General features: G+C 61.8%; 23 protein-coding genes. 10 read left to right on the top strand and 13 right to left on the bottom strand.

From position 1 onward, the window contains the following. Positions 1 to 7: 7 nt before the first annotated feature. Both J1G35_RS28035 and J1G35_RS28030 read right to left on the bottom strand, forming a co-directional pair. Positions 8 to 553, bottom strand: coding sequence for a twin-arginine translocation pathway signal protein (locus J1G35_RS28035; protein WP_223016603.1), 546 nt, complete (start codon positions 551 to 553; stop codon positions 8 to 10). A gap of 28 nt (positions 554 to 581) precedes the next feature. Next, a complete protein-coding gene (locus J1G35_RS28030) occupies positions 582 to 2,009 on the bottom strand; it encodes a coniferyl aldehyde dehydrogenase (protein WP_223016602.1) in 1,428 nt (475 codons plus the stop codon). Between the two features lie 145 nt (positions 2,010 to 2,154). On the opposite strand from J1G35_RS28030, the gene J1G35_RS28025 reads away from it, so the two are divergent. Beyond that, the gene (locus J1G35_RS28025) at positions 2,155 to 2,826 is read left to right on the top strand and encodes a TetR/AcrR family transcriptional regulator (protein ID WP_053127964.1); all 672 of its coding nucleotides are present in this window, start codon (positions 2,155 to 2,157) and stop codon (positions 2,824 to 2,826) included. A 32-nt stretch (positions 2,827 to 2,858) separates the two neighbouring features. Next, positions 2,859 to 3,713, top strand: a complete 855-nt coding sequence (locus tag J1G35_RS28020) for a sulfurtransferase (protein WP_223016601.1) — start codon at positions 2,859 to 2,861, stop codon at positions 3,711 to 3,713. Positions 3,714 to 3,743: 30 nt separating this feature from the next. Here the strand turns inward: J1G35_RS28020 and J1G35_RS28015 are convergent, their stop codons facing one another. Genes J1G35_RS28015 through J1G35_RS28000 form a run of 4 tightly spaced genes read right to left on the bottom strand, consistent with a single transcriptional unit; the run spans position 3,744 to position 8,246 of the window. Then, positions 3,744 to 4,739, bottom strand: coding sequence for a hydrolase (locus J1G35_RS28015; protein WP_223016600.1), 996 nt, complete (start codon positions 4,737 to 4,739; stop codon positions 3,744 to 3,746). A 51-nt stretch (positions 4,740 to 4,790) separates the two neighbouring features. Further along, positions 4,791 to 5,408 (bottom strand): 16S rRNA (guanine(966)-N(2))-methyltransferase RsmD, encoded by a 618-nt coding sequence (rsmD, locus tag J1G35_RS28010; protein WP_223016599.1) that lies wholly within the window; start codon positions 5,406 to 5,408, stop codon positions 4,791 to 4,793. Beyond that, positions 5,408 to 6,898 (bottom strand): pitrilysin family protein, encoded by a 1,491-nt coding sequence (locus tag J1G35_RS28005; RefSeq protein ID WP_223016598.1) that lies wholly within the window; start codon positions 6,896 to 6,898, stop codon positions 5,408 to 5,410. Before J1G35_RS28005 ends, rsmD begins: the two co-directional genes overlap by 1 nt. After that, positions 6,891 to 8,246, bottom strand: a complete 1,356-nt coding sequence (locus tag J1G35_RS28000; protein ID WP_053127974.1) for a pitrilysin family protein — start codon at positions 8,244 to 8,246, stop codon at positions 6,891 to 6,893. The genes J1G35_RS28005 and J1G35_RS28000 overlap by 8 nt, the downstream gene beginning before the upstream one ends. Before the next feature lie 232 nt (positions 8,247 to 8,478). Between J1G35_RS28000 and ftsY the strand changes: the two genes are divergently transcribed. From ftsY to rpoH, 4 genes are all read left to right on the top strand, one after another. Beyond that, complete coding sequence (ftsY, locus tag J1G35_RS27995) at positions 8,479 to 9,921, top strand: signal recognition particle-docking protein FtsY (RefSeq protein WP_223016597.1); 1,443 nt, start codon at positions 8,479 to 8,481, stop codon at positions 9,919 to 9,921. Next, complete coding sequence (gene ftsE / locus J1G35_RS27990) at positions 9,918 to 10,589, top strand: cell division ATP-binding protein FtsE (protein ID WP_003213784.1); 672 nt, start codon at positions 9,918 to 9,920, stop codon at positions 10,587 to 10,589. Before ftsY ends, ftsE begins: the two co-directional genes overlap by 4 nt. Further along, positions 10,586 to 11,608 carry a permease-like cell division protein FtsX gene (gene ftsX / locus J1G35_RS27985; protein ID WP_065923857.1) on the top strand — a complete coding sequence of 341 codons (1,023 nt, stop codon included), beginning with the start codon at positions 10,586 to 10,588 and terminating at the stop codon, positions 11,606 to 11,608. The genes ftsE and ftsX overlap by 4 nt, the downstream gene beginning before the upstream one ends. A gap of 129 nt (positions 11,609 to 11,737) precedes the next feature. Next, positions 11,738 to 12,592 carry an RNA polymerase sigma factor RpoH gene (gene rpoH / locus J1G35_RS27980; protein ID WP_003176698.1) on the top strand — a complete coding sequence of 285 codons (855 nt, stop codon included), beginning with the start codon at positions 11,738 to 11,740 and terminating at the stop codon, positions 12,590 to 12,592. Between the two features lie 47 nt (positions 12,593 to 12,639). Here the strand turns inward: rpoH and mtgA are convergent, their stop codons facing one another. Beyond that, positions 12,640 to 13,362 (bottom strand): monofunctional biosynthetic peptidoglycan transglycosylase, encoded by a 723-nt coding sequence (mtgA, locus tag J1G35_RS27975; protein WP_223016596.1) that lies wholly within the window; start codon positions 13,360 to 13,362, stop codon positions 12,640 to 12,642. Between the two features lie 74 nt (positions 13,363 to 13,436). Between mtgA and J1G35_RS27970 the strand changes: the two genes are divergently transcribed. The 4 genes from J1G35_RS27970 (at position 13,437) to trmB (ending at position 15,670) form a co-directional block, all read left to right on the top strand. After that, a complete protein-coding gene (locus J1G35_RS27970) occupies positions 13,437 to 13,817 on the top strand; it encodes a DUF423 domain-containing protein (RefSeq protein ID WP_053127979.1) in 381 nt (126 codons plus the stop codon). Between the two features lie 71 nt (positions 13,818 to 13,888). After that, a complete protein-coding gene (gene thiS / locus J1G35_RS27965) occupies positions 13,889 to 14,089 on the top strand; it encodes a sulfur carrier protein ThiS (protein WP_053127981.1) in 201 nt (66 codons plus the stop codon). 51 nt (positions 14,090 to 14,140) lie between these two features. After that, entirely contained in the window at positions 14,141 to 14,935 is a 795-nt protein-coding gene (locus J1G35_RS27960; RefSeq protein ID WP_017845016.1) for a thiazole synthase, read from the top strand. 9 nt (positions 14,936 to 14,944) lie between these two features. Further along, positions 14,945 to 15,670, top strand: a complete 726-nt coding sequence (trmB, locus tag J1G35_RS27955) for a tRNA (guanosine(46)-N7)-methyltransferase TrmB (RefSeq protein ID WP_131697509.1) — start codon at positions 14,945 to 14,947, stop codon at positions 15,668 to 15,670. 79 nt (positions 15,671 to 15,749) lie between these two features. Here trmB and J1G35_RS27950 read toward each other — a convergent pair whose 3' ends face one another. The 6 genes from J1G35_RS27950 to J1G35_RS27925 are packed head-to-tail and all read right to left on the bottom strand — an operon-like array spanning position 15,750 to position 20,107. After that, positions 15,750 to 16,073, bottom strand: a complete 324-nt coding sequence (locus J1G35_RS27950; protein ID WP_010207241.1) for a DUF3392 domain-containing protein — start codon at positions 16,071 to 16,073, stop codon at positions 15,750 to 15,752. An 18-nt stretch (positions 16,074 to 16,091) separates the two neighbouring features. After that, entirely contained in the window at positions 16,092 to 17,231 is a 1,140-nt protein-coding gene (gene hemW, locus J1G35_RS27945) for a radical SAM family heme chaperone HemW (RefSeq protein WP_223016606.1), read from the bottom strand. A gap of 59 nt (positions 17,232 to 17,290) precedes the next feature. Further along, complete coding sequence (rdgB, locus tag J1G35_RS27940) at positions 17,291 to 17,887, bottom strand: RdgB/HAM1 family non-canonical purine NTP pyrophosphatase (protein WP_053127987.1); 597 nt, start codon at positions 17,885 to 17,887, stop codon at positions 17,291 to 17,293. Next, complete coding sequence (locus J1G35_RS27935; protein WP_223016595.1) at positions 17,884 to 18,318, bottom strand: DUF4426 domain-containing protein; 435 nt, start codon at positions 18,316 to 18,318, stop codon at positions 17,884 to 17,886. Before J1G35_RS27935 ends, rdgB begins: the two co-directional genes overlap by 4 nt. A 21-nt stretch (positions 18,319 to 18,339) precedes the next feature. After that, on the bottom strand, positions 18,340 to 18,960 hold the full coding sequence (metW, locus tag J1G35_RS27930; RefSeq protein ID WP_003213768.1) for a methionine biosynthesis protein MetW: 621 nt from the start codon (positions 18,958 to 18,960) through the stop codon (positions 18,340 to 18,342). 7 nt (positions 18,961 to 18,967) lie between these two features. Beyond that, complete coding sequence (locus J1G35_RS27925) at positions 18,968 to 20,107, bottom strand: homoserine O-acetyltransferase (RefSeq protein ID WP_053127991.1); 1,140 nt, start codon at positions 20,105 to 20,107, stop codon at positions 18,968 to 18,970. Positions 20,108 to 20,296 lie beyond the last annotated feature (189 nt).

Here is a 20,296-nt window from a genome sequence, read left to right as displayed (position 1 = left end):
ATGCAATTCAGATCTTCGGCGGGCCGGGGTAACCGCAATGCGCCCAAGACGCCGGCCGGAAGTACCAGGCCATGATCACCAGCTTGAGCAGTGAGCCCTGGCCCATGCGCAGCAGGTTCAGGTAGCTGTTTTCCCAGCGGTGCAGGAAGTTGCGGATCTGCTCGCTGCTGGCGTTTTCCCAACTGCCCCAGATACCGGTCAACGGCCCGCGCGTAATACCCATGCCGAGCACATCGAACAGCTGTTGGGTGAGCTTGAACATCTCCGGCGACAGGTGCTGCAGGCTGTAGTCGAGTTTTTTCAACGTGTCTTCAGTCCCGGCGACCACATCCTGGGCGCTGGCCACGCCTTCGAGCAGTACCGGGATCACCGCGCGCAGGAACGGCAAGTCACTGGCGCGCAACATGGCATAGCCGCTGGCCGGGGTGCTGCTGGAGCAGCCGCTGAGGCTGGCGCCCAGCCCGGCCGTGGCCAGGAAGGCGCTGGCGCACAGACCGATTTTCAAGACGCCGCGCCGCGACATTGCGGGTGAATCAGTCAGGCTAGGGTTCATTGTTATTGTTATCCCGTGGGTGGCGGTATCAGCGGACGAACAACTTCTGGATCAGCTTCTGGATCGATTTGCCGTAGGGCGGGTAGATCAATTTCGCCGCGTTCAGGCGCTGTTTCACCAGCACGCCCTTGGCCTTGCTGAACGTCAGGAAGCCTTCGTGACCATGGTAGTGGCCCATGCCCGAAGGGCCGATGCCGCCAAACGGCATGTCGTCCTGGGCCACGTGCAGGAGGGTGTCGTTCAGGCAGACACCGCCCGAATGGGTCTCGTGGAGCACCCGGTCCTGCTCGCGTTTGTTGTAGCCGAAGTAATACAGGGCGAGTGGGCGAGGGCGCTGGTTGATGTAGGCAAAGGCTTGGTCGATGCCGCGATAAGGCACGATCGGCAGTACCGGGCCGAAGATTTCGTCCTGCATCACGGTCATGTCATCGCTGACATTCAGCAGCAGGCTATGGGCCATGCGCCGTGCCTGGCCCTGGTCGTACAACGGAACCAAGGTGGCGCCCTTGTCGGTGGCGTCCTTGACGTAGGCATTGAGCCGGGCCAGTTGCCGCTCGTTGATGATGGCGGTGTAGTCCGGGTTGTCGGCCAGCGTCGGATAAAACCCGCGAACCGCCTTGCTGTAGGCCTCGACGAAACCCTCCACGCGGTCCTCCGGCACCAGCACGTAGTCCGGGGCCACGCAGGTTTGCCCGGCGTTCAAGGCTTTACCGAAGGCGATGCGCTCGGCGGCGTCCTTGAGCGGCACGTCGGCGGAGACGATGGCCGGCGACTTGCCGCCCAGTTCCAGGGTGACCGGCGTGAGGTGTTCGGCAGCGGCGCGCATCACATGCTTGCCAATACTGGTAGCGCCGGTAAACAGCAGGTGATCGAAGCGCAGCTTGGAAAACGCCATGCCCACTTCGGCCTCGCCAAGTACCACGCACACCAGGTCCTCGGGGAAAATCCTGGCCAGCAATGTCTTGAGCAGTTCGCCGGTGGCAGGTGTGGATTCGCTGAGCTTGAGCATCACCCGGTTGCCCGCCGCCAATGCGCCCACCAATGGTCCGATCGCCAGGTACAGCGGGTAATTCCACGGCACGATCACGCCGACTACACCCAGCGGTTGGTAAATGACTTTGGCTGACGCGGGTTGAAAGGCCAGGCCTACAGCGCGGCGGGAAGGTTTCATCCAGCCTTTGAGGTGTTTGCTGGCGTAGTGAATGCCATGCAGGCTGGGCATCAGTTCGGCGAACAGGGTTTCGTCGGCGCTGCGGTGGCTGAAATCCTGGCTGATCGCATGGATCAGTGCCTGGCGCTCATCACTGAGCAAATCCCGCAAGGCCTTGAGCCACTGCTGGCGCTGTGCCGCTGGCGGCATCGGGTGGGCAGCGTAGGCGCGCCGTTGGGCGTCGAACAGGTCCTGGAGTTGATCCAGCGCCTGGGAGTCTTGCAGGTAGGCAACGTTGGCAGACATGGCGCAGCACCGATTGTTATTGGTCTGCCTGGATTTTTAGAGTCATTGCTCTAAATTGTCAAATAACATTGCAGCAACATGCAGATTTATCCTGGCAAGGATAGGCCGTAAGATGTTCTATCACGTGTACAGAAGCTGATTCCCTATGGCACCACGAGTAAAGACCAGCGAACGCATTGTGCAAACCAGCCTGGAGCTTTTTAACCAGCAGGGCGAGCGCAGTATCAGCACCAACCATATCGCCGCCCATATGGAAATTTCGCCGGGCAACCTGTACTACCACTTCCCCAACAAGCAGGCGATCATCGCTGTGCTGTTCCGCGAATATGAAGCGTTGGTGGACACTTTCCTGCGTCCGCCCCAGGGGCGGGCCATGTTGGTGGAAGACAAGCGCTTCTACCTCCAGGCCCTGCTGGCTGGCATGTGGCGCTACCGTTTTCTGCACCGCGACCTAGAGCACCTGCTGGAGAGCGACCCGGAACTGGCTACGGGCTATCGGCGTTTTTCCCAGCGGTGCCTGATCCAGGGCGGCGCCATTTACCAAGGGTTTGTGGACGCGGGCATCTTGAATATGGACCCGGTGCAAACCGAAGCCCTGACCCTCAACGCCTGGATCATCCTCACCTCCTGGGTGCGTTTCTTGTGTACCACCAATGAAAACTCCGCCCACTTGAGTGCCGAAGCCATTAAGCGCGGGGTGTATCAGGTGCTGGTGCTGGAGGCGGGCTTTGTCACGCCCCAGGCAAAAGAAGCGGTGGATGCGCTGTTCAAAGAGTTTTACGTGCCGTTGAAGCAGGCACTGGAAGAAGTGAAGTAGGACCTTTCCCGAATCTGTTCACAGGAGTCGCCATGCCGCTTGCCCAACTGATCAGCCCCCAGCAATTGGCCGAGCGCCAGAACACCGCCGGGCTGGTGATCCTGGATTGCCGTTTTGCCCTGGAAGACCCGGACTACGGACGTTGCAGTTACGCCGAGGGGCATATCGACGGCGCGCAATATGCTGATCTTGAGCGCCATCTCAGCGGGCCGGTGATCAAGGGCGTGACCGGTCGTCACCCGTTGCCGGCGGCGGGCACCTTTGCCGAGCAACTGCGGGCCTGGGGTGTGAGTGCCGATACCGACGTGGTGCTTTACGACGACGGTCCTGGTGCCTATGCCGCCCGCGCCTGGTGGTTGCTGGCCTGGCTGGGCAAGCGCGACGGCGTATTTATCCTGGATGGGGGGCTCAAGGCCTGGCATGCGGCGGGTTTCCCGTTGAGCCTGGATGCGCCGGTCGTCGAGCGCGGGACGTTTGCCGGTACACCGGACAATCGCCTGCTGCTGGATGCCGAACACCTGCAAAAACGTCTGGGCCAACCCGGCCTGACCTTGATCGATGCCCGCGCCCAACCGCGTTTTCGCGGCGAGGTGGAGCCTATCGACCGGATTGCTGGGCACATTCCCGGTGCGCAATGTGCGGCGTTCAACGAAAATCTGGGCAGTGATGGGCGTTTCCTGCCGGCCGAGCAACTCAAGCAACGCTTTGCTGCGCAGTTGCAGGGGCGCTCGCCGGAAGAACTGGTGGCGTATTGCGGCTCGGGCGTGACGGCCTGCCACAACCTGTTCGCCCTGAGCCTGGCGGGTTACCCGTTGGGCAAGTTGTATGCGGGGTCGTGGAGCGAGTGGATTACTGATCCTGCGCGGGCAATTGCTACGGGTGACTGAGTTCCCGGTCGTGTAAACCTTCCCACATGCTCAACCGTGTTGCGCCAGTAGCCAGTGGGGAATGCGCCGCTCCAGGTAGTAGCTGGGGCGTTTCAGTGAACCCTCGACGAAGCCCACATGCCCACCTTTGGCCGTCAGCTCAAATTCGGTGCAGGCCGACAGCTCACTGGCCTCGGGCAAGCTGTGGGCGAATACGAACGGGTCGTCGGCAGCCTGGATTATCAACGTCGGCGTGCGGATAGCCCCCAGGTAGTAGCGACTCGATGCGCGGCGGTAATAGTCCTCGGCACTCAAGAACCCGTGCAGCGGCGCGGTGACCCGGCCATCGAAGTCCCAGAAGGTGCGCATCTTCTCCAGCGAGCCAAGCGCTTCCAGGGTTTTCAGCCCGTCCGCGCGGCCATCCTGTAAAAAACGGCGTTGTTTGACACGGATATACGCGAGCATTTCACGCATGAAGTGCTTTTGATAAACCCGCGAAAAGCCGAGTCCGATGCGGTCCGCGCATTGGTCCAGCCGAAACGGCACCGATACCGCCGCCGCGCCTTGCAGCCCGGATGCCTCGCCGGTTTCCCCCAGGTGCTTGAGTAGCACATTGCCGCCCAGCGAATAACCCACTGCATACAGCGGCGCCAACGGCCGCTTGGCGCGAAGGTGCGCAATGGCAGCGGCGAGGTCTTCGCTGGCGCCCGAGTGATAGCTGCGCGCCAACAGGTTCGGCTCGCCCGAACAGCCACGCCAGTTCAAGGCTGCACTGGCCCAGCCTTGACCCGCGAGGACTTTTTGCAGGCCGGCCACATAGGGGGAATTGGATGAACCGGTCAGCCCATGCAGGACCAACACCAGCGGCGCCTGCGCGTCATGGGGGCCATGCCAGTCGAGGTCCAGAAAATCGCCGTCTTCCAGCCACAGGCGTTCGCGTTGGCGTTCGATATGGGTAGTCGGCCGCCACAGCGGCCCCCACAGGGTTTGCAGGTGAGGGTTGCCGAGGCCGAAGGCGGGGGTGAAGAGGTTGGAGGACGGTGTCATGAAACTCTCAGTTTTGAGCTAACTCACCACAGCAAACTTGCTCGCCACAGATTAAGCGACGCTTTCGACCAACCGATGCCACAACGCGTAATACACCCGACCGGACTTCTGCTCCCGGTGCAGGCGCCACGCGCCCGGCAAGCCCAGGGTAGACGGCGCAGTCTCGCTTTCGGTGTAGATCCACGCGTCCGGTGCTAACCATTCGCGCTCTTCGAGCAAGGTGCACACGGTCGGCAGCAGGTTCTGATTGAACGGCGGGTCGAGGAACACCACGTCGTAGGCGCTGGCGGCCTGGGTTTCCAGGTAGCGCAGGGCGTCGGCAGTCTGTACCTGGCCGTTGGTGCAGCGCAGGGTGCCCAGGTGTTCCTTGAGGCTGGACACCGCGACATTGCTGGCATCCAGCGCCTGGGCCTGGGCTGCGCCACGGGACAGCGCCTCCAGGAACAGCGCTCCACTGCCGGCGAACGGGTCCAGCACCTTGGCGCCGGCAATGTACGGCGCGAGCCAGTTGAACAAGGTTTCACGCACGCGATCCGGCGTTGGGCGCAGGCCCACAACGTCGGGGAAGCTCAGCTTGCGGCTGCCCCATTCGCCGCCAATGATGCGCAGTTGGCCCACACCGTTATGCACGTTGTGGACAGGTTTTTTCGGGCGAGATGAACTGGCCATTAATGCTCCGGAACCCCGAGCGGCTGCTCGGCAGGTTTATCAGTGGGGGGCGGTAGTGGCTTTTGCGCAGTCGTTGGGCCGGCGGTCACGATGACCATCTTGTCGGCGCTCAAGTGTTTGTTCAAGGCAGCCTTGACCTGCTCTACGGTCAGGGCCTGGGATTGTTTCATGAAATCTTCCAGATAGCTCAGCGGCAGGTTGTAGAAACCCATGGCGCCCAGTTGTCCGACGATATCGGCGTTGCTCGCGGTGGACAGCGGGAAGCTGCCGGCCAGCTCGCGCTTGGCGTCATCCAGTTCCTTTTGCGTCGGACCGGTCTTGAGGTAGTCGGCCAGCACGTCTTCGACCAGGCGCAGGGTGCCGCCGCTCATTTCGGCGCGGGTCTGCAGGTTGATCATGAACGGGCCACGCACTTGCATCGGCGAGAAGCCGGAATACACACCGTAGGTCAGGCCACGCTTTTCGCGCACTTCGCTCATCAAGCGGGTGCCGAAGCCTCCGCCGCCGAGGATCTGGTTGCCCAGGGACAGGGCCGCGTAGTCCGGGTCGGCGCGGTCGATGCCCAATTGGGCGAACAGCAGGTGAGTCTGTTTGGACGGGAACTCGATATGGCTCAGGCCGGCCTTGGGCTCGGTCGGCTGGGCGATCTTCGCCATGGCCGGGCCCTTGGGCAGCGAGGCGGACACTTTGGCCGTCATCGCTTCGGCTTCGGCGCGGGTCAAATCACCGACCACGGCAATCACGGCATTACCTGCCGCATAGGCCTTGGCGTGGAACGCCTGCAACTGTGCGAGGGTAATCTTCGGAACGCTTTCTGGCGTGCCTTCGCTCGGGTGAGCGTATGGGTGATCGCCGTACAGGCGCTTGAACAGCTCCAGGCTCGCCAGTTTGCCGGGGTTCTGCTTCTGGTATTCAAAGCCGGCGAGGATCTGGTTCTTGATCCGCGCCAGGGAGTCGGCGGGGAAGGTCGGCTTGCCGATCACATCATCAAACAGTGCCAGGGCGGCCTCGCGTTTAGCGCTGTCGCTCAGGCTGCGCAGGGACACCAGCGCCATATCGCGGTAGGCGCCATTGCCAAAGTCGGCGCCCAGGCCTTCAAACCCGCTGGCAATCTGGCTCACATCCTTGCCCGGTACGCCTTCGTTGAGCATGGCGTTGGTCATCAGCGCCAGGCCCGGCACGTCGCCGTCCTGGCTGCTGCCGGCAGCGAACAGGATGCGCATGTCGAACATCGGCAGTTCATGGGCTTCGACGAACAGCACCTTGGCGCCTTCGGCGGTGGTCCAGGTTTGCACGTCGAGCTTGCGGTTGGTCGGCGCCTTGCCGTCCAGCTCCGCCAGGGATTGCAGTTTGTTGGCCGATTGAGCCTTGTCCAGCGCCTGGCTGGCAACGGACTCACTCGGGCGCAGGAAATACACGGCACTCGCCGCGATCAGGGTGACGACGATCAGGCCCGGCAGGATCAGGCGGCTGCTTTTGCGATCACTCATGAGCGGTCTCCTCAGGCAAAACATGGGCGACGCTCAGACGTTCGCGGGTGAAATAGGTGCGCGCGGCCTTCTGGATATCTTCCGGGGTCACGCTTTGCAGGTCGGCCAGTTCGGTGTCCATGAGTTTCCAGGACAGGCCCACGGTTTCCAGGGAGCCGATGGCCGTGGCCTGGCTGGTGATGGAATCGCGCTGGTACACCAGGCCGGCGATGACCTGGGCACGGATGCGCTCCAGTTCTTCGGCGGTCGGTGGCTTGGCTTTAAGCTCTTCCAGCAGGCGCCACAGGCCAGCTTCGGCTTGGGCGACGGTCTTTTTCTTTTGCTGGTTCGGGGTGGCCGAGAGGGTGAACAGGCTGTCTCCGCGAGTGTAGGCGTCGTAGCTGGTGGACGCGGCGGATACCAGTTCTTCACCGCGCTCCAACTGCTCGGAGATCCGTGCGCTGTAGCCGCCGTCCAGCAGGCCCGAGATCAGGCGCAGGGCTTGTACCGAGCGCTTGTCTTCGGCGGTGGCCAGGCCAGGTACGTTGAAGCCCAGGATCACGCTCGGCAATTGGGTCTGCACATGGAGGGTCAGCAGGCGCTCGCCGGGCTCGGCCAGCTCCATCGGAACCTTGGCGGGTGGTACGTCGCGCTTGGGGATCGGGCCAAAGTAACGCTGGGCGAGGTTTTTTACCTCGTCCGGAGTGACGTCGCCGACCACGACCAGGGTGGCGTTGTTCGGCACGTACCAGGACTGGTACCAGTGGCGCAGTTCCTCGACCTTCATGCGATCGAGGTCGGCCATCCAGCCGATGGTCGGCGTGTGGTAGCCGCTGGCCGGGAAGGCCATCGCCTTGAAGCGCTCGAAGGCCTTGGACATCGGGTTGTCGTCGGTGCGCAGGCGGCGCTCTTCCTTGATGACTTCGATTTCGCGGCTGAACTCGTCGGCCGGCAGGCGCAGGCTGGCCATGCGGTCGGCTTCCAGCTCAAAGGCGACGCCCAGGCGGTCACGGGCCAGCACCTGGTAGTAGGCGGTGTAGTCATCGCTGGTGAAGGCGTTTTCTTCGGCGCCCAGGTCACGCAGGATCAGCGAGGCTTCGCCGGGGCCAACCTTGGCGCTGCCCTTGAACATCATGTGTTCCAAGGCGTGGGACAAACCGGTCTGGCCCGGGGTCTCGTAGCTCGAACCAACCTTGTACCAGACCTGGGAAACCACCACTGGCGCGCGATGGTCTTCGCGCACGACCACCTTGAGGCCGTTATCCAGGGTGAATTCATGGGTGGGTTGTGGGTCGGCAGCCAAGGCTGAAAGGGGCAGACAAACTGTGCTGAACAGCAGGCCTGCGGCGTGGCGGGCTAGAGCATTCATTCGTTTTTAAACCTGTTGGGCTGCCCGCTTGGTCTTAGCGTCGGCGGGCGAGGAGGTGCTAGGATACTGATCCGACCTAGAGACGGCCACTATGGCTGTCTTGTTAAGGCCCTATTTAGGCCTTACAAAATGTTGCGCATGAACGAGCTGGCTAAAAAACAGTCTGTTACGCATCGAATTTTATTTACCGATGCGCCCCTTGGCGCGTCGCTACCTTGAGATAGCCGTCTCCATGTTTGGTTCCAACGACGACAAGAAGACCCCAGCTGCGGCTGGCGAGAAGAAAGGCCTGTTCGGATGGCTGCGCAAAAAGCCGCAGGAAACCGTCGCTGAACAGCCACAGGTTCAAGCTGAGCCGATCCCAGATCCTATAGTAGAAGCCGAGCCCGTTGCCGAAGCGCCGGCGCCGGTCGTGTTGCCGATGGCTGAGCCGGTGCTGCAACCGGTGGCCGATGGGGTGCCGGAACCTGAGCCCGAGCATAAGCCGTGGCCGGAACTGCCGGTGGCCGAAGAGCCCGTGGCGCTGGTTGACGACGTGCAGGCCGAGCATGTGGCGCCGCCGATTCCGGTGGTTATCGAGCCGGCTCCTGTCGTGGTCGAAGAGCCGGCGCCTGTGGCTGTGAGCGAGCCGACGCCCGTTGCGGTTGTCGCACCAGTGGTTGAGCCGGTCCCCGTCGAGGTTGCCGCTCCCGCCGTTATCGAATCGCCCGTCGAGCCCGAGCCCGTCGCTCCCGCCGAAATCAGCAAGACTGGCTTCTTCGCCCGCCTCAAGCAAGGCCTGAGCAAGACCAGCGCCAGCATCGGCGAAGGCATGGCCAGCCTGTTCCTCGGCAAGAAGGTGATCGACGATGAGTTGCTGGAAGACATCGAAACCCGCCTACTGACCGCCGACGTGGGCGTCGAAGCCACTGCTGTGATCATCCAGAGCCTGACCCAGAAGGTCGCGCGCAAGCAGTTGACCGATGCCGACGCCCTCTACAAATCCTTGCAGGCCGAGCTGGCTGCGATGCTCAAACCCGTGGAAGCACCGCTGGTGATCACCCCGAACAAGCCGTTCGTGATCCTGGTCGTGGGCGTCAACGGCGCCGGCAAGACCACCACCATCGGCAAACTGGCCAAGAAGCTGCAGTCGGAAGGCAAGAAAGTCATGCTCGCTGCCGGCGACACCTTCCGCGCCGCAGCCGTTGAGCAGCTGCAGGTCTGGGGCGAGCGCAACAAGATCCCGGTTATTGCCCAGCACACCGGCGCCGATTCCGCCTCGGTGATCTTCGACGCCGTGCAAGCCGCCAAGGCTCGCAACATCGACGTGCTGATCGCGGATACCGCTGGTCGCCTGCACACCAAAGACAATCTGATGGAAGAGCTGAAGAAAGTCCGCCGCGTGATCGGCAAGCTTGACGCAGACGCCCCGCACGAAGTGTTGCTGGTGCTGGACGCCGGTACTGGCCAGAACGCCATCAGCCAGGCCAAACAATTCAACCAGACGGTCCAACTGACCGGCCTGGCCTTGACTAAGCTCGACGGCACGGCCAAAGGCGGTGTGATCTTCGCCCTGGCCAAGCAGTTCGGGTTGCCGATTCGTTATATCGGTGTCGGTGAAGGCATCGACGACCTGCGCACCTTTGAAGCCGAACCCTTTGTACAGGCACTGTTTGCCGAGCGGGAGCGTTCATGATTCGATTCGAACAGGTCGGTAAACGCTATGCCAACGGGCATGTCGGCTTGCATGAGCTGAGCTTTCGAGTGCGTCGCGGCGAGTTCTTGTTTGTTACCGGTCACTCGGGCGCCGGCAAAAGTACGCTGTTGCGCCTGCTGCTGGCCATGGAACGCCCGACCACGGGCAAGTTGCTGCTGGCGGGCCAGGACCTGGCCACCATCAGTAATGCGCAGATTCCGTTCCTGCGCCGCCAGATCGGCGTGGTGTTCCAGAACCACCAGTTGCTGTTCGATCGCACGGTGTTCAACAACATTGCGCTGCCCTTGCAGATTCTTGGGTTGTCCAAGGCCGAAATCGTCAAGCGTGTGGATTCGGCCCTGGAACGCGTGGCGCTGTCGGACAAGACCGACCTCTACCCCGGCGACCTGTCCACCGGCCAGCAACAACGCGTCGGCATTGCTCGCGCCATCGTTCACCGTCCGGCCCTGCTGCTGGCGGACGAACCCACCGGTAACCTCGACCCGCGCCTGGCGGCCGAGATCATGGGCGTGTTCGAAGACATCAACCGTTTGGGCACCAGCGTACTGATCGCCAGTCACGACCTGGCGCTGATCGCCCGCATGCGCCACCGCATGCTGACCCTGCAACGCGGTCGTCTGATCGGTGACGGGGAGGCTGGCGTATGAGTGCGACACGTAGCCCCAAGGTTTCCGAGCGCGTGGCGCCGAAACCGGCTGATCCGCAGCCGAAAAAGAAAAAACACGACGACGATGACGGCCCGGACTTCAGCACCCTGCTGCGCGCCTGGATCGAAAGCCATCGCGCCAGCCTGCTGGACAGCCTGCGTCGCCTGGGCAAGCAGCCGATCGGCAGCTTTTTTACCTGCCTGGTGATGGCCGTGGCCCTCAGCCTGCCGATGGGCTTGTCGCTGCTGCTTAATAATGTCGAGCGCCTGGGAGGTTCCTGGCAGCGTGCGGCGCAGATTTCGCTGTACCTGAACCTGGATGCCAGTACCAAGGAAGGCGAAGCGCTACGGGACGATATCAAGAACATGCCGGGCGTCGCGGACGCCGAGTACGTCAGTCGCGACCAGGCCCTTGAGGAGTTCCAGCAACAGTCCGGCCTGGGCGAGGCGCTTAAAGAGCTGCCGCAGAACCCGTTGCCGGGTGTGGTCCTGGTGACGCCGAATGAAGTCGACAAGGCGGGCCTTGAAGCCCTGCGACAAAAACTCGCAGAGATGCCCAAGGTGCAACAGGCGCAACTTGATCTAGTCTGGGTAGAGCGCCTGGCGGCGATCCTCAAGCTGGGCGACCGCTTTGTGTTCGGCCTGACGGTGCTGCTGGTGTCTGCATTACTTTTGGTGATAGGTAATACCATTCGTCTTCATATTGAAAACCGTCGCACCGAGATAGAAGTGATTAAACTGGTCGGCGGCACGGACAGCTATGTGCGTCGGCCTTTTCTGTACATGGGCGCGCTTTATGGCCTGGGTGCGGGGATTTTGTCCTGGGGCGTGCTGGCGTTCGGCCTGAACTGGCTGAACGACGCAGTCGTTGGGCTTGCCGGCTTGTACGGCAGTGATTTTGCCTTGGCCGGGGTACCGGTGGCCGATGGTCTGTCGCTCTTGCTTGGCGCGGTATTGTTGGGTTATATCGGTGCCTGGATTGCGGTCGCACGGCATTTACGTGAGCTGGCACCGAAGTAGTTAATGTCAGATTAATGTGGTTTCGTTTGTATTGACCGTATCAGTGGTTTAGGGAACTTGTCCTACGGTTCCCGGTCAATTTTCGCAGTGCTGAACTGCACGAGTTATGTGAGTCGGAGGTTTTTTCGTATGACCACTTCTTTGCAACCTGCTTATGCCTTGGTCCCGGGTGCGAACCTGGAAGCCTATGTGCACACGGTTAACAGCATTCCATTGCTGACGCCCGAGCAGGAGCGTGAACTGGCCGAGAGTCTCTACTATGAGCAGGATTTGGGGGCGGCTCGGCAGATGGTGCTCGCCCACCTGCGATTTGTCGTACATATCGCCCGTAGCTATAGCGGCTACGGCTTGGCCCAGGCTGACCTGATCCAGGAAGGCAACGTCGGCCTGATGAAGGCTGTGAAGCGCTTCAACCCTGAAATGGGTGTGCGCCTGGTGTCGTTTGCCGTGCACTGGATCAAGGCGGAAATCCACGAGTTCATCCTGCGCAACTGGCGCATCGTGAAAGTCGCGACCACCAAGGCCCAGCGCAAGCTGTTCTTCAACCTGCGCAGCCAGAAGAAACGCCTGGCGTGGCTGAACAACGAGGAAGTCCATCGCGTGGCTGAAAGCCTCGGCGTGGAGCCCCGTGAAGTGCGCGAGATGGAAAGCCGCCTGACCGGCCATGACATGGCCTTTGACCCGGCCGCGGAAGCGGACGACGACAGCGCCTTCCAATCGCCGGCCAACTACCTGGAAGACCACCGGTACGACCCGGCGCGCCAACTGGAAGACGCCGACTGGAGCGACAACTCCAACCACAACCTGCACGAAGCGCTGGAAGTGCTGGACGATCGCAGCCGGGACATCCTCTACCAGCGCTGGCTGGCGGAAGAAAAAGCCACGCTGCACGACCTGGCGCAGAAGTACAACGTGTCGGCCGAGCGGATTCGTCAGCTTGAAAAGAGCGCGATGAACAAGCTGAAACTGTCCATCGCTGCTTAAAAGTGTGGGAGGGGGGGCAAGCCCCTCCCACATTTGTTTTGTGTGTATCAGTCGGACCAAGGCGCTTTGCGAGAGTTGTTCAGTTCCACCAGATAACCATCCCCACCCAACTGGCTCATCTGCTGGCGAATCCACGCCGCTCGCCGCGCCACATACGCGGTCGGATGACTGGCACTCCACACCCGTGGATTAGGCAGCACCGCCGCCAGATAGCTGGCCTGCTGCCGGGACAGTCCCTTGGCGCTCACCCCAAAGTGATGCCGCGCCGCCGCTTGCGCGCCAAACACGCCTTCATCCCATTCCACGCTGTTGAGGTACACCTCAAGAATGCGCTGTTTGGGCCACAGCACCTCGATCAGCCCGGTAAACCAAGCCTCCAGGCCTTTGCGCAAATAGCTGCGACCGGCCCACAGGAACAGGTTTTTCGATACTTGCTGGCTCAGCGTACTGGCGCCACGGATCGAACCACCGCGTTCGTTGTGTACGAGCGCCGCCTGGATCGCACCGAAATCGAAGCCCCAATGCTGCGGGAAGCGCTGGTCTTCACCGGCCATCACCGCCACTTTGAGGTCGTCGGCGATCTCGTCCCACGGCACCCAGGTACGCTGCAGGTCAATGGGTTCGCCGTCGAACCAGGATTCGACCTTGCGCTCCACCATCAGCGCGGTGAAGGGCGGTGGGACGACACGGAACAGCAGCACCAGCAAGACACTGCCGATGGCAAACCATTTCACGACATTGAGAAAGCGTTTGAAGAGGAGACGCAGCATAGAGATGGCTTGGCCGAACCCGTTGAGCGGGCCATTATACAGACCCTGTCCCATGAGTCTGACTGGAGTTCCTCATGCTGCGTAGCTTTCTGATGCTGGCTGCCTTTTTCGGCTTCACCGGTGTCGCCCTGGGTGCGTTCGCCGCCCATGGCCTGAAAAACCGTCTGAGCGCCGAATACCTGGCGATCTTTCACACCGGCGTAACCTACCAACTGGTTCACACCTTGGCGCTGTTCGGTGTGGCGCTGCTGGCCGCGCATATTCCTGGGCGACTGGTCACGTGGGCGGGTGTGTCGTTCGTTGTCGGCATTGTGCTGTTCTCCGGCAGCCTGTACGCGTTGACCATGACCGGCATCAGCAAACTGGGGATCATCACGCCATTTGGCGGGCTGGCGTTCCTGCTGGGTTGGTTCTTCCTGGGCTTGGCGGCCTGGCGCATGCAACTGACCGCTTGACGCTTGGAGCTGACCTTCAGGTCCCAATCGGGCTAGAATGCTGGCCCCTAAAAACGATGGCGGCCCGTGGCATGCGCATTCAGTTGAACGGCGAATCCTTTGAACTGCCCGACGGTGAAACCGTTGCGGCCCTGCTGACCCGTCTGGACCTGACCGGGCGTCGCGTTGCAGTGGAGCTCAATCAGGATATCGTCCCGCGTAGCCAGCACGGCGAGACCGCGCTCACCGAAGGTGATCAGGTCGAAGTGGTCCACGCCATCGGTGGCGGCTAGGCATCCGCCCCCCGAATTCTGCAGAACCTCACCCCATTTCGAGGATTTCCCATGAGCATCGTTCGTAGCGACAAGCCCTTCGTCCTGGCCGGTCGTACCTACCAGTCCCGTCTGCTGGTCGGCACCGGCAAGTACCGCGACATGGAAGAAACCCGTCTGGCCATCGAAGCCTCAGGCGCCGAGATCGTGACCGTGGCCGTGCGCCGCACCAACATCGGCCAGAACCCGGGCGAACCGAACCTGCTGGATATCCTGCCGCCGGACCGCTACACCATCCTGCCGAACACCGCCGGTTGCTACGACGCCATCGAAGCCGTGCGCACCTGCCGCCTGGCCCGCGAGCTGCTCGATGGTCACAATCTGGTCAAGCTGGAAGTGCTGGCCGACCAGAAAACCCTGTTTCCCAACGTGATCGAAACCCTCAAGGCCGCTGAAACCCTGGTCAAGGAAGGTTTCGACGTGATGGTCTACACCAGTGACGACCCGATCATCGCCCGCCAACTCGCCGAAATCGGCTGCATCGCTGTGATGCCGCTGGCCGGCCTGATCGGTACGGGCCTGGGGATCTGCAATCCGTACAACCTGCAGATCATCCTGGAAGAAGCCAAAATCCCGGTGCTGGTGGATGCGGGCGTGGGCACTGCCTCTGACGCCACCATCGCCATGGAGCTGGGCTGCGAAGCGGTGCTGATGAACTCGGCCATCGCCAATGCCCAGCAGCCGATCATGATGGCCGAAGCCATGAAACACGCCATCGTTGCGGGCCGTCTGGCCTACCTCGCCGGGCGCATGCCGAAAAAACTCTACGCCAGCGCCTCTTCGCCGCTGGATGGTCTGATCAAGTAAGAGCCATTGATGACTGAATCAAACGAAACGCCGAACACCGTGGAAGAAGGCGACGAGTCCAAGCACCGCCGCATCAAGAGTTTTGTGATGCGCGCCGGCCGCATGACCGAAGGCCAGCAAAAGGGCCTGGAGCAAGGTACGCCGCTGTTCGTCCTGCCCCTGGCCGACGCGCCGGTGGACTATGACCAGGTGTTCGGCCGTTCGGCACCACGTTCCCTGGAAATCGGGTTTGGCATGGGCCACTCCCTGTTGGAGATGGCCGCAGCCTCGCCGGAACAGGACTTCATCGGCGTGGAAGTCCACCGTCCGGGTGTCGGCGCGCTGCTCAATGGTGTGCTGACCCAAGGACTGACCAACCTGCGGGTCTATGACTGCGACGCGATCGAAGTGCTCAACCGCTGCATCGCCGACAACAGCCTCGACCGCCTGATGCTGTTTTTCCCGGACCCCTGGCACAAGAGCCGTCACCACAAGCGCCGCATCGTCCAGGCTTCTTTCGCAGAGCTGGTGCGCAGCAAGCTGAAAGTCGGCGGTATTCTGCACATGGCCACCGACTGGGAACCGTACGCCGAATACATGCTGGAAGTGATGGACGTTGCCCCTGGCTACCGCAACCTGGCGGAAGACGGCAAATGCGTACCACGCCCGGCCGAACGCCCGATCACCAAGTTCGAACGCCGTGGCGAGCGATTGGGGCATGGGGTTTGGGATTTGAAGTTCGAGAAGCTGGCGTAACTCGCCACTGACTTGAAATGCAATTCAATGTGGGAGGGGGCAAGCCTCCTCCCACAGTTGTTTTGTGTTGGATTTGAGCTCAGCGGCGGTCGGCGACGACGCCAATCAACACCAGTACCACCACCAGCACCGGCGCCAGGCTGTAGTTATTGAACTGGCTCAACCCCCGCACAATCCACGGCGTCGCATAGATGAGCGCCGCACCACTGCCGATCATGCACAGCAGGGCCATCAACGGTACGCGCAACGCGCCGGCAACGCTGCCCAGGCGTGCTTCGACCCAACCCTTGATGTCGGCGCCAAACAGCACCAGCAAACAGCCCACAAGGGCCAGGGATATTTCCGACAGGTTGCTGCGGCTCCAGCGGGATACGGTGGCGAGCAGGTCGAGTACCAAATCCATTCGATTTCCTTAGAGCGATCAGCTCAAAAACTTCTGCAACAGGTCATTGAGAAACAGTTGCCCACGGTCGGTGGCCGCCAGGCGTGACGGTTCGACCTGCATTAAGCCACTTTGTTCTGCCTCGCGACGCGCCTCATCCAGGCTCGCCAGGTCGAGGCCGGTACGTTCGGCGTAAAGCCTGGCCTCGACGCCTTCGGTGAGGCGCAGCGCGTTCATCAGGAACTCGAACGGCAACTCTTCGTTGGTCAGTTCCTTCGCCCCGGCCTGGAAGTTTTTGGCCGGGTTGAGGTAGTCCTTCGGCGCGCGGGTTTTCCAGGTGCGCACAATGCGCCCGTCGGGGTGGCTGAGCTTGCCGTGGGCGCCGGCACCGATGCCGATAAAGTCGCCAAAACTCCAGTAGTTGAGGTTATGCCGCGCCGGGCGGCCCGCTTGGGCGTAGGCCGACACTTCATATTGCGCGTAACCGTGTTCGGCCAGCAGCGCCTGGCCAGCTTCCTGGATGTCCCACAGGGTGTCGTCTTCCGGCAGCGCAGGTGGCTGGTTCCAGAACACGGTGTTGGGTTCCAGGGTCAGCTGGTACCAGGACAGGTGCGTGGGTTTGAGCGCAATGGCCTGGCGCAGGTCGCTCAAGGCGTCTTCCAGGGACTGGTCCGGCAAGCCGTGCATCAGGTCCAGGTTGAAGTTATCGAACCCGGCCTGGCGCGCCATCCCGGCGGCGCGTACGGCTTCGTCGCCGTTGTGGATGCGGCCCAGGGCCTCAAGCTTTTCCTGCTGGAAGCTCTGGATGCCGATGGACAGCCGGTTGATCCCCAGCTTGCGGTAAGCGACGAACTTCTCTTGCTCGAACGTGCCGGGGTTGGCTTCCAGGGTGATCTCGATATCGCCGGCAAACGGGATGCGTGCTTCCACGCCTTTGAGCAGTCGGCCCAGCGCTGCAGCACTGAACAGGCTTGGGGTGCCGCCGCCGAAGAAGATCGAACTCAGTTCGCGCCCATACACCGCGTGCAGGTCCTGATCGAGGTCAGCCAGCAAGGCGTCGACGTATTCCTCTTCCGGCAGCACCTTGCTGGCGGTGTGGGAGTTGAAGTCGCAATAAGGGCATTTGCGCACGCACCACGGGATGTGGATATACAGCGCCAGGGGCGGCAGCACCGGCATGGCCGCCCGAGGTGTTTGCGCGCCACCGTGGATCAGCGGCTGCGCGGAGGTGTTCTGGGTCATTTCAAGCTCAGGCGTTGGCGCAGCAAATCCATTGCGCGGGCGCGGTGGCTGATCTGGTTTTTGTCGGCCGGGCTCAGTTCGGCGCTGGAAACATTGCGTTCCGGCACCCAGAACAGCGGGTCATAGCCAAAACCGTGTTCACCACTGGCCGCATGCAGGATGCGCCCGTGCCACAGGCCTTCGCACAGGATCGGCAGCGGGTCATCGGCATGCCGCACCAAGGCCAGCACGCAGACGAACTGCGCGCCGCGCTCGCCATCCGGCACGTCCTTGAGGGCGTCCAGCAGCTTGGCGTTGTTGGCCGCGTCGCCCTTGCCATCGGCATAACGCGCCGAGTAGATACCAGGGGCGCCGCCGAGGAAGTCCACCGCCAGGCCCGAATCATCGGCCAGCGCCGGAAGGCCCGAGATGCGTGCGGCATTGCGTGCCTTGAGGATGGCGTTCTCGACGAACGACAGGCCGGTCTCTTCCGGCTCCACCTGGCTGAACTCGCCGATCGAGCGCAGTTGCACGGAGTCGCCGAGCATGGCCTGGAGTTCTTTGAGTTTGCCGGCGTTATGGCTGGCCAGGACGAGTTGGGTCAGGTTCATCATTCGGCTGGAAACAGTTCTTGGTTGAATTGGAAGCTATGGGCTTTGCCGCCGGTTTCGACGTTGATGGTAAACGTCTTGTATTCGCGCTGGGTCACGGAGTAGGGCGCGAGGTAGTTGATTCCGCCTTTCTCGTTGATCTGCTTGAACGTCAGGATCTCGCTCTTGCCCCCCAGGTCCTTGATGGTGCCGGTCACCTGTGCCGCCACCGGCGTCACGCCCTTGATCACGGTCACATTGATCAGGCCCTTCTCCTTGCTGCGCACCACGCCAACTTTCTGGGCAGTTTCCGGTTGCAGGAAGCTGGAGGTGAAGGTGTTGTAATGAACAGTGATATCGCCGAAGTCTTTCTTGCGATTAGCGTCGATAGTGTCCGCTGCCATGGCGCTGGCGCCCAGGCATGCGGTCAGTAGAAAAATAGCCAAGCGACTCATGATCGTCCCTCTTGAAAATGGTTAGACGGCAATCTGGTGATCCGTCAGGCCAGGACTGCTGACCCGGTAGATACCGATTTCGCCCAACAGATTGGGCCATAGCTTACTCGCCCAGCCGTGACGATGCTGTTGATCGACGGCAAGGCGATTGATCACCTTGGCTTCGCGCTCGCCACACAGGGCTTCGAAGTCTTCGAAGGTGCAGAAGTGAATGTTGGGTGTGTTGTACCAGGTGTACGGCAGGAAGTCCGACACCGGCATGCGGCCCTTGGTCGCCAGGTACCAGCGGCAGCGCCAGTGCCCGAAGTTGGGGAAGGTGATGATGCACTGGCGGCCCACGCGCAGCATTTCGTCGAGGATACGGTCCGGGTAGTGCACCGCTTGCAGGGCCTGGGTCATCACCACGATATCGAAGCTGTTGCTGGCAAAATTGCCCAGGCCCTTGTCCAGGTCCTGCTCGATCACGTTGATGCCCTTGGCCACGCACTGGGCGATGTTGTCCGGGTCGTTTTCCAGGCCGTAGCCGGTGACTTGCTTGTTGTCGCGCAGCCAGCTCAGCAGTTCGCCATCACCGCAGCCCAGGTCGAGCACGCGGCTGCCGGCGGGGATCCAGTCTTGGATGATTTCCAGGTCGGCTCTCATGGCGTTCTCACAGAGTTATGCGGTTCATGTAGTTGCCAAAGGCCTGCAGGTAGCGCGGGATCGGGATCAGGAAAGCGTCATGGCCTTGCGGGGCATCGATTTCCAGGTAGCAGACGTCTTTGCGGGCGGCCATCAGGGCGTCCACCAGTTCGCGGGAACGGGCCGGCGAGAAGCGCCAGTCGGTGGTGAACGACATGACGCAGAACTTGGCCGTGGCGCCTTCGAAGGTTTTCGCCAGGTCGTCGTCATGGTTGGCGGCCGGGTCGAAGTAGTCCAGGGCCTTGGTCATCAGCAGGTAGGTGTTGGCGTCGAAACGCCCGGAGAACTCCTCGCCCTGATAACGCAGGTAGCTTTCCACCTGGAACTCGACACTGTGGAAGTCGTAGTTGAGCTTTTCGCTCTTGAGGCCACGGCCGAATTTCTCACCCATGGAGTCATCGGACAGGTAGGTGATATGCCCGACCATCCGCGCCAGCATCAAGCCGCGCTTGGGGATCACCCCGGCCTCCTGGAACGAACCGCCGTGGAACTCGGGGTCGGTCAGGATCGCCTGGCGCGCCACTTCGTTGAAGGCGATGTTCTGCGCCGACAATTTGGGGGCCGAGGCGATAGCCAGGCAATGGCGCACGCGATCCGGGTAGGTGATGGTCCATTGCAGGGCCTGCATGCCGCCCAGGCTGCCGCCGATCACAGCGGCCCATTGCTCGATGCCCAGCCGGTCGGCGAGGCGCGCCTGGCTGTGCACCCAGTCTTCCACGGTGAGCACCGGGAAGTCGGCGCCGAACGGCCTGCCGGTTTCCGGGTTGAGGCTGCTGGGGCCGGTGGAGCCATTGCAGCCGCCAAGGTTGTTCAGGCTGACCACAAAGAACCGGTTGGTGTCGATGGGTTTGCCGGGGCCGATGCAGCTGTCCCACCAGCCGGGCTTGCGCTCGTCAACGCTATGGAAACCCGCGGCATGATGATGACCGGAAAGGGCGTGGCAGATCAGCACGGCGTTGCTCGCCGTGGCGTTCAGTTGGCCGTAGGTTTCATAGATCAGGTCGTAGGCGGGCAGCGAACGGCCGCAGGCCAAGGCCAGCGGTTCGCTGAAGTGCGCCACTTGGGGCACGACCAGTCCAACAGAATCGGGGGGAAAGGCAGTTGGCATCGACCCTGCTCTCGTTTAAATGAGGCGTAAGTCTAAAGACCGCTGCCCCCAGCGGCAAGCAAAGGCGGGGTGGTTGCGCAGATCGTTCCCACACAGGGTGAACTGACCCCACAAAGCTGGACGATTACATGTCTATGCCTGAGCGGCCTGAGTTCTGTATCCCACAGGACTCAGGCCATTTAGCTTCAG

Source organism: Pseudomonas sp. SH10-3B (genome assembly GCF_019891415.1).
In the GTDB taxonomy this organism is placed as follows: Bacteria; Pseudomonadota; Gammaproteobacteria; order Pseudomonadales; family Pseudomonadaceae; genus Aquipseudomonas.
This window is presented reverse-complemented; position numbering and strand designations above follow the sequence as displayed.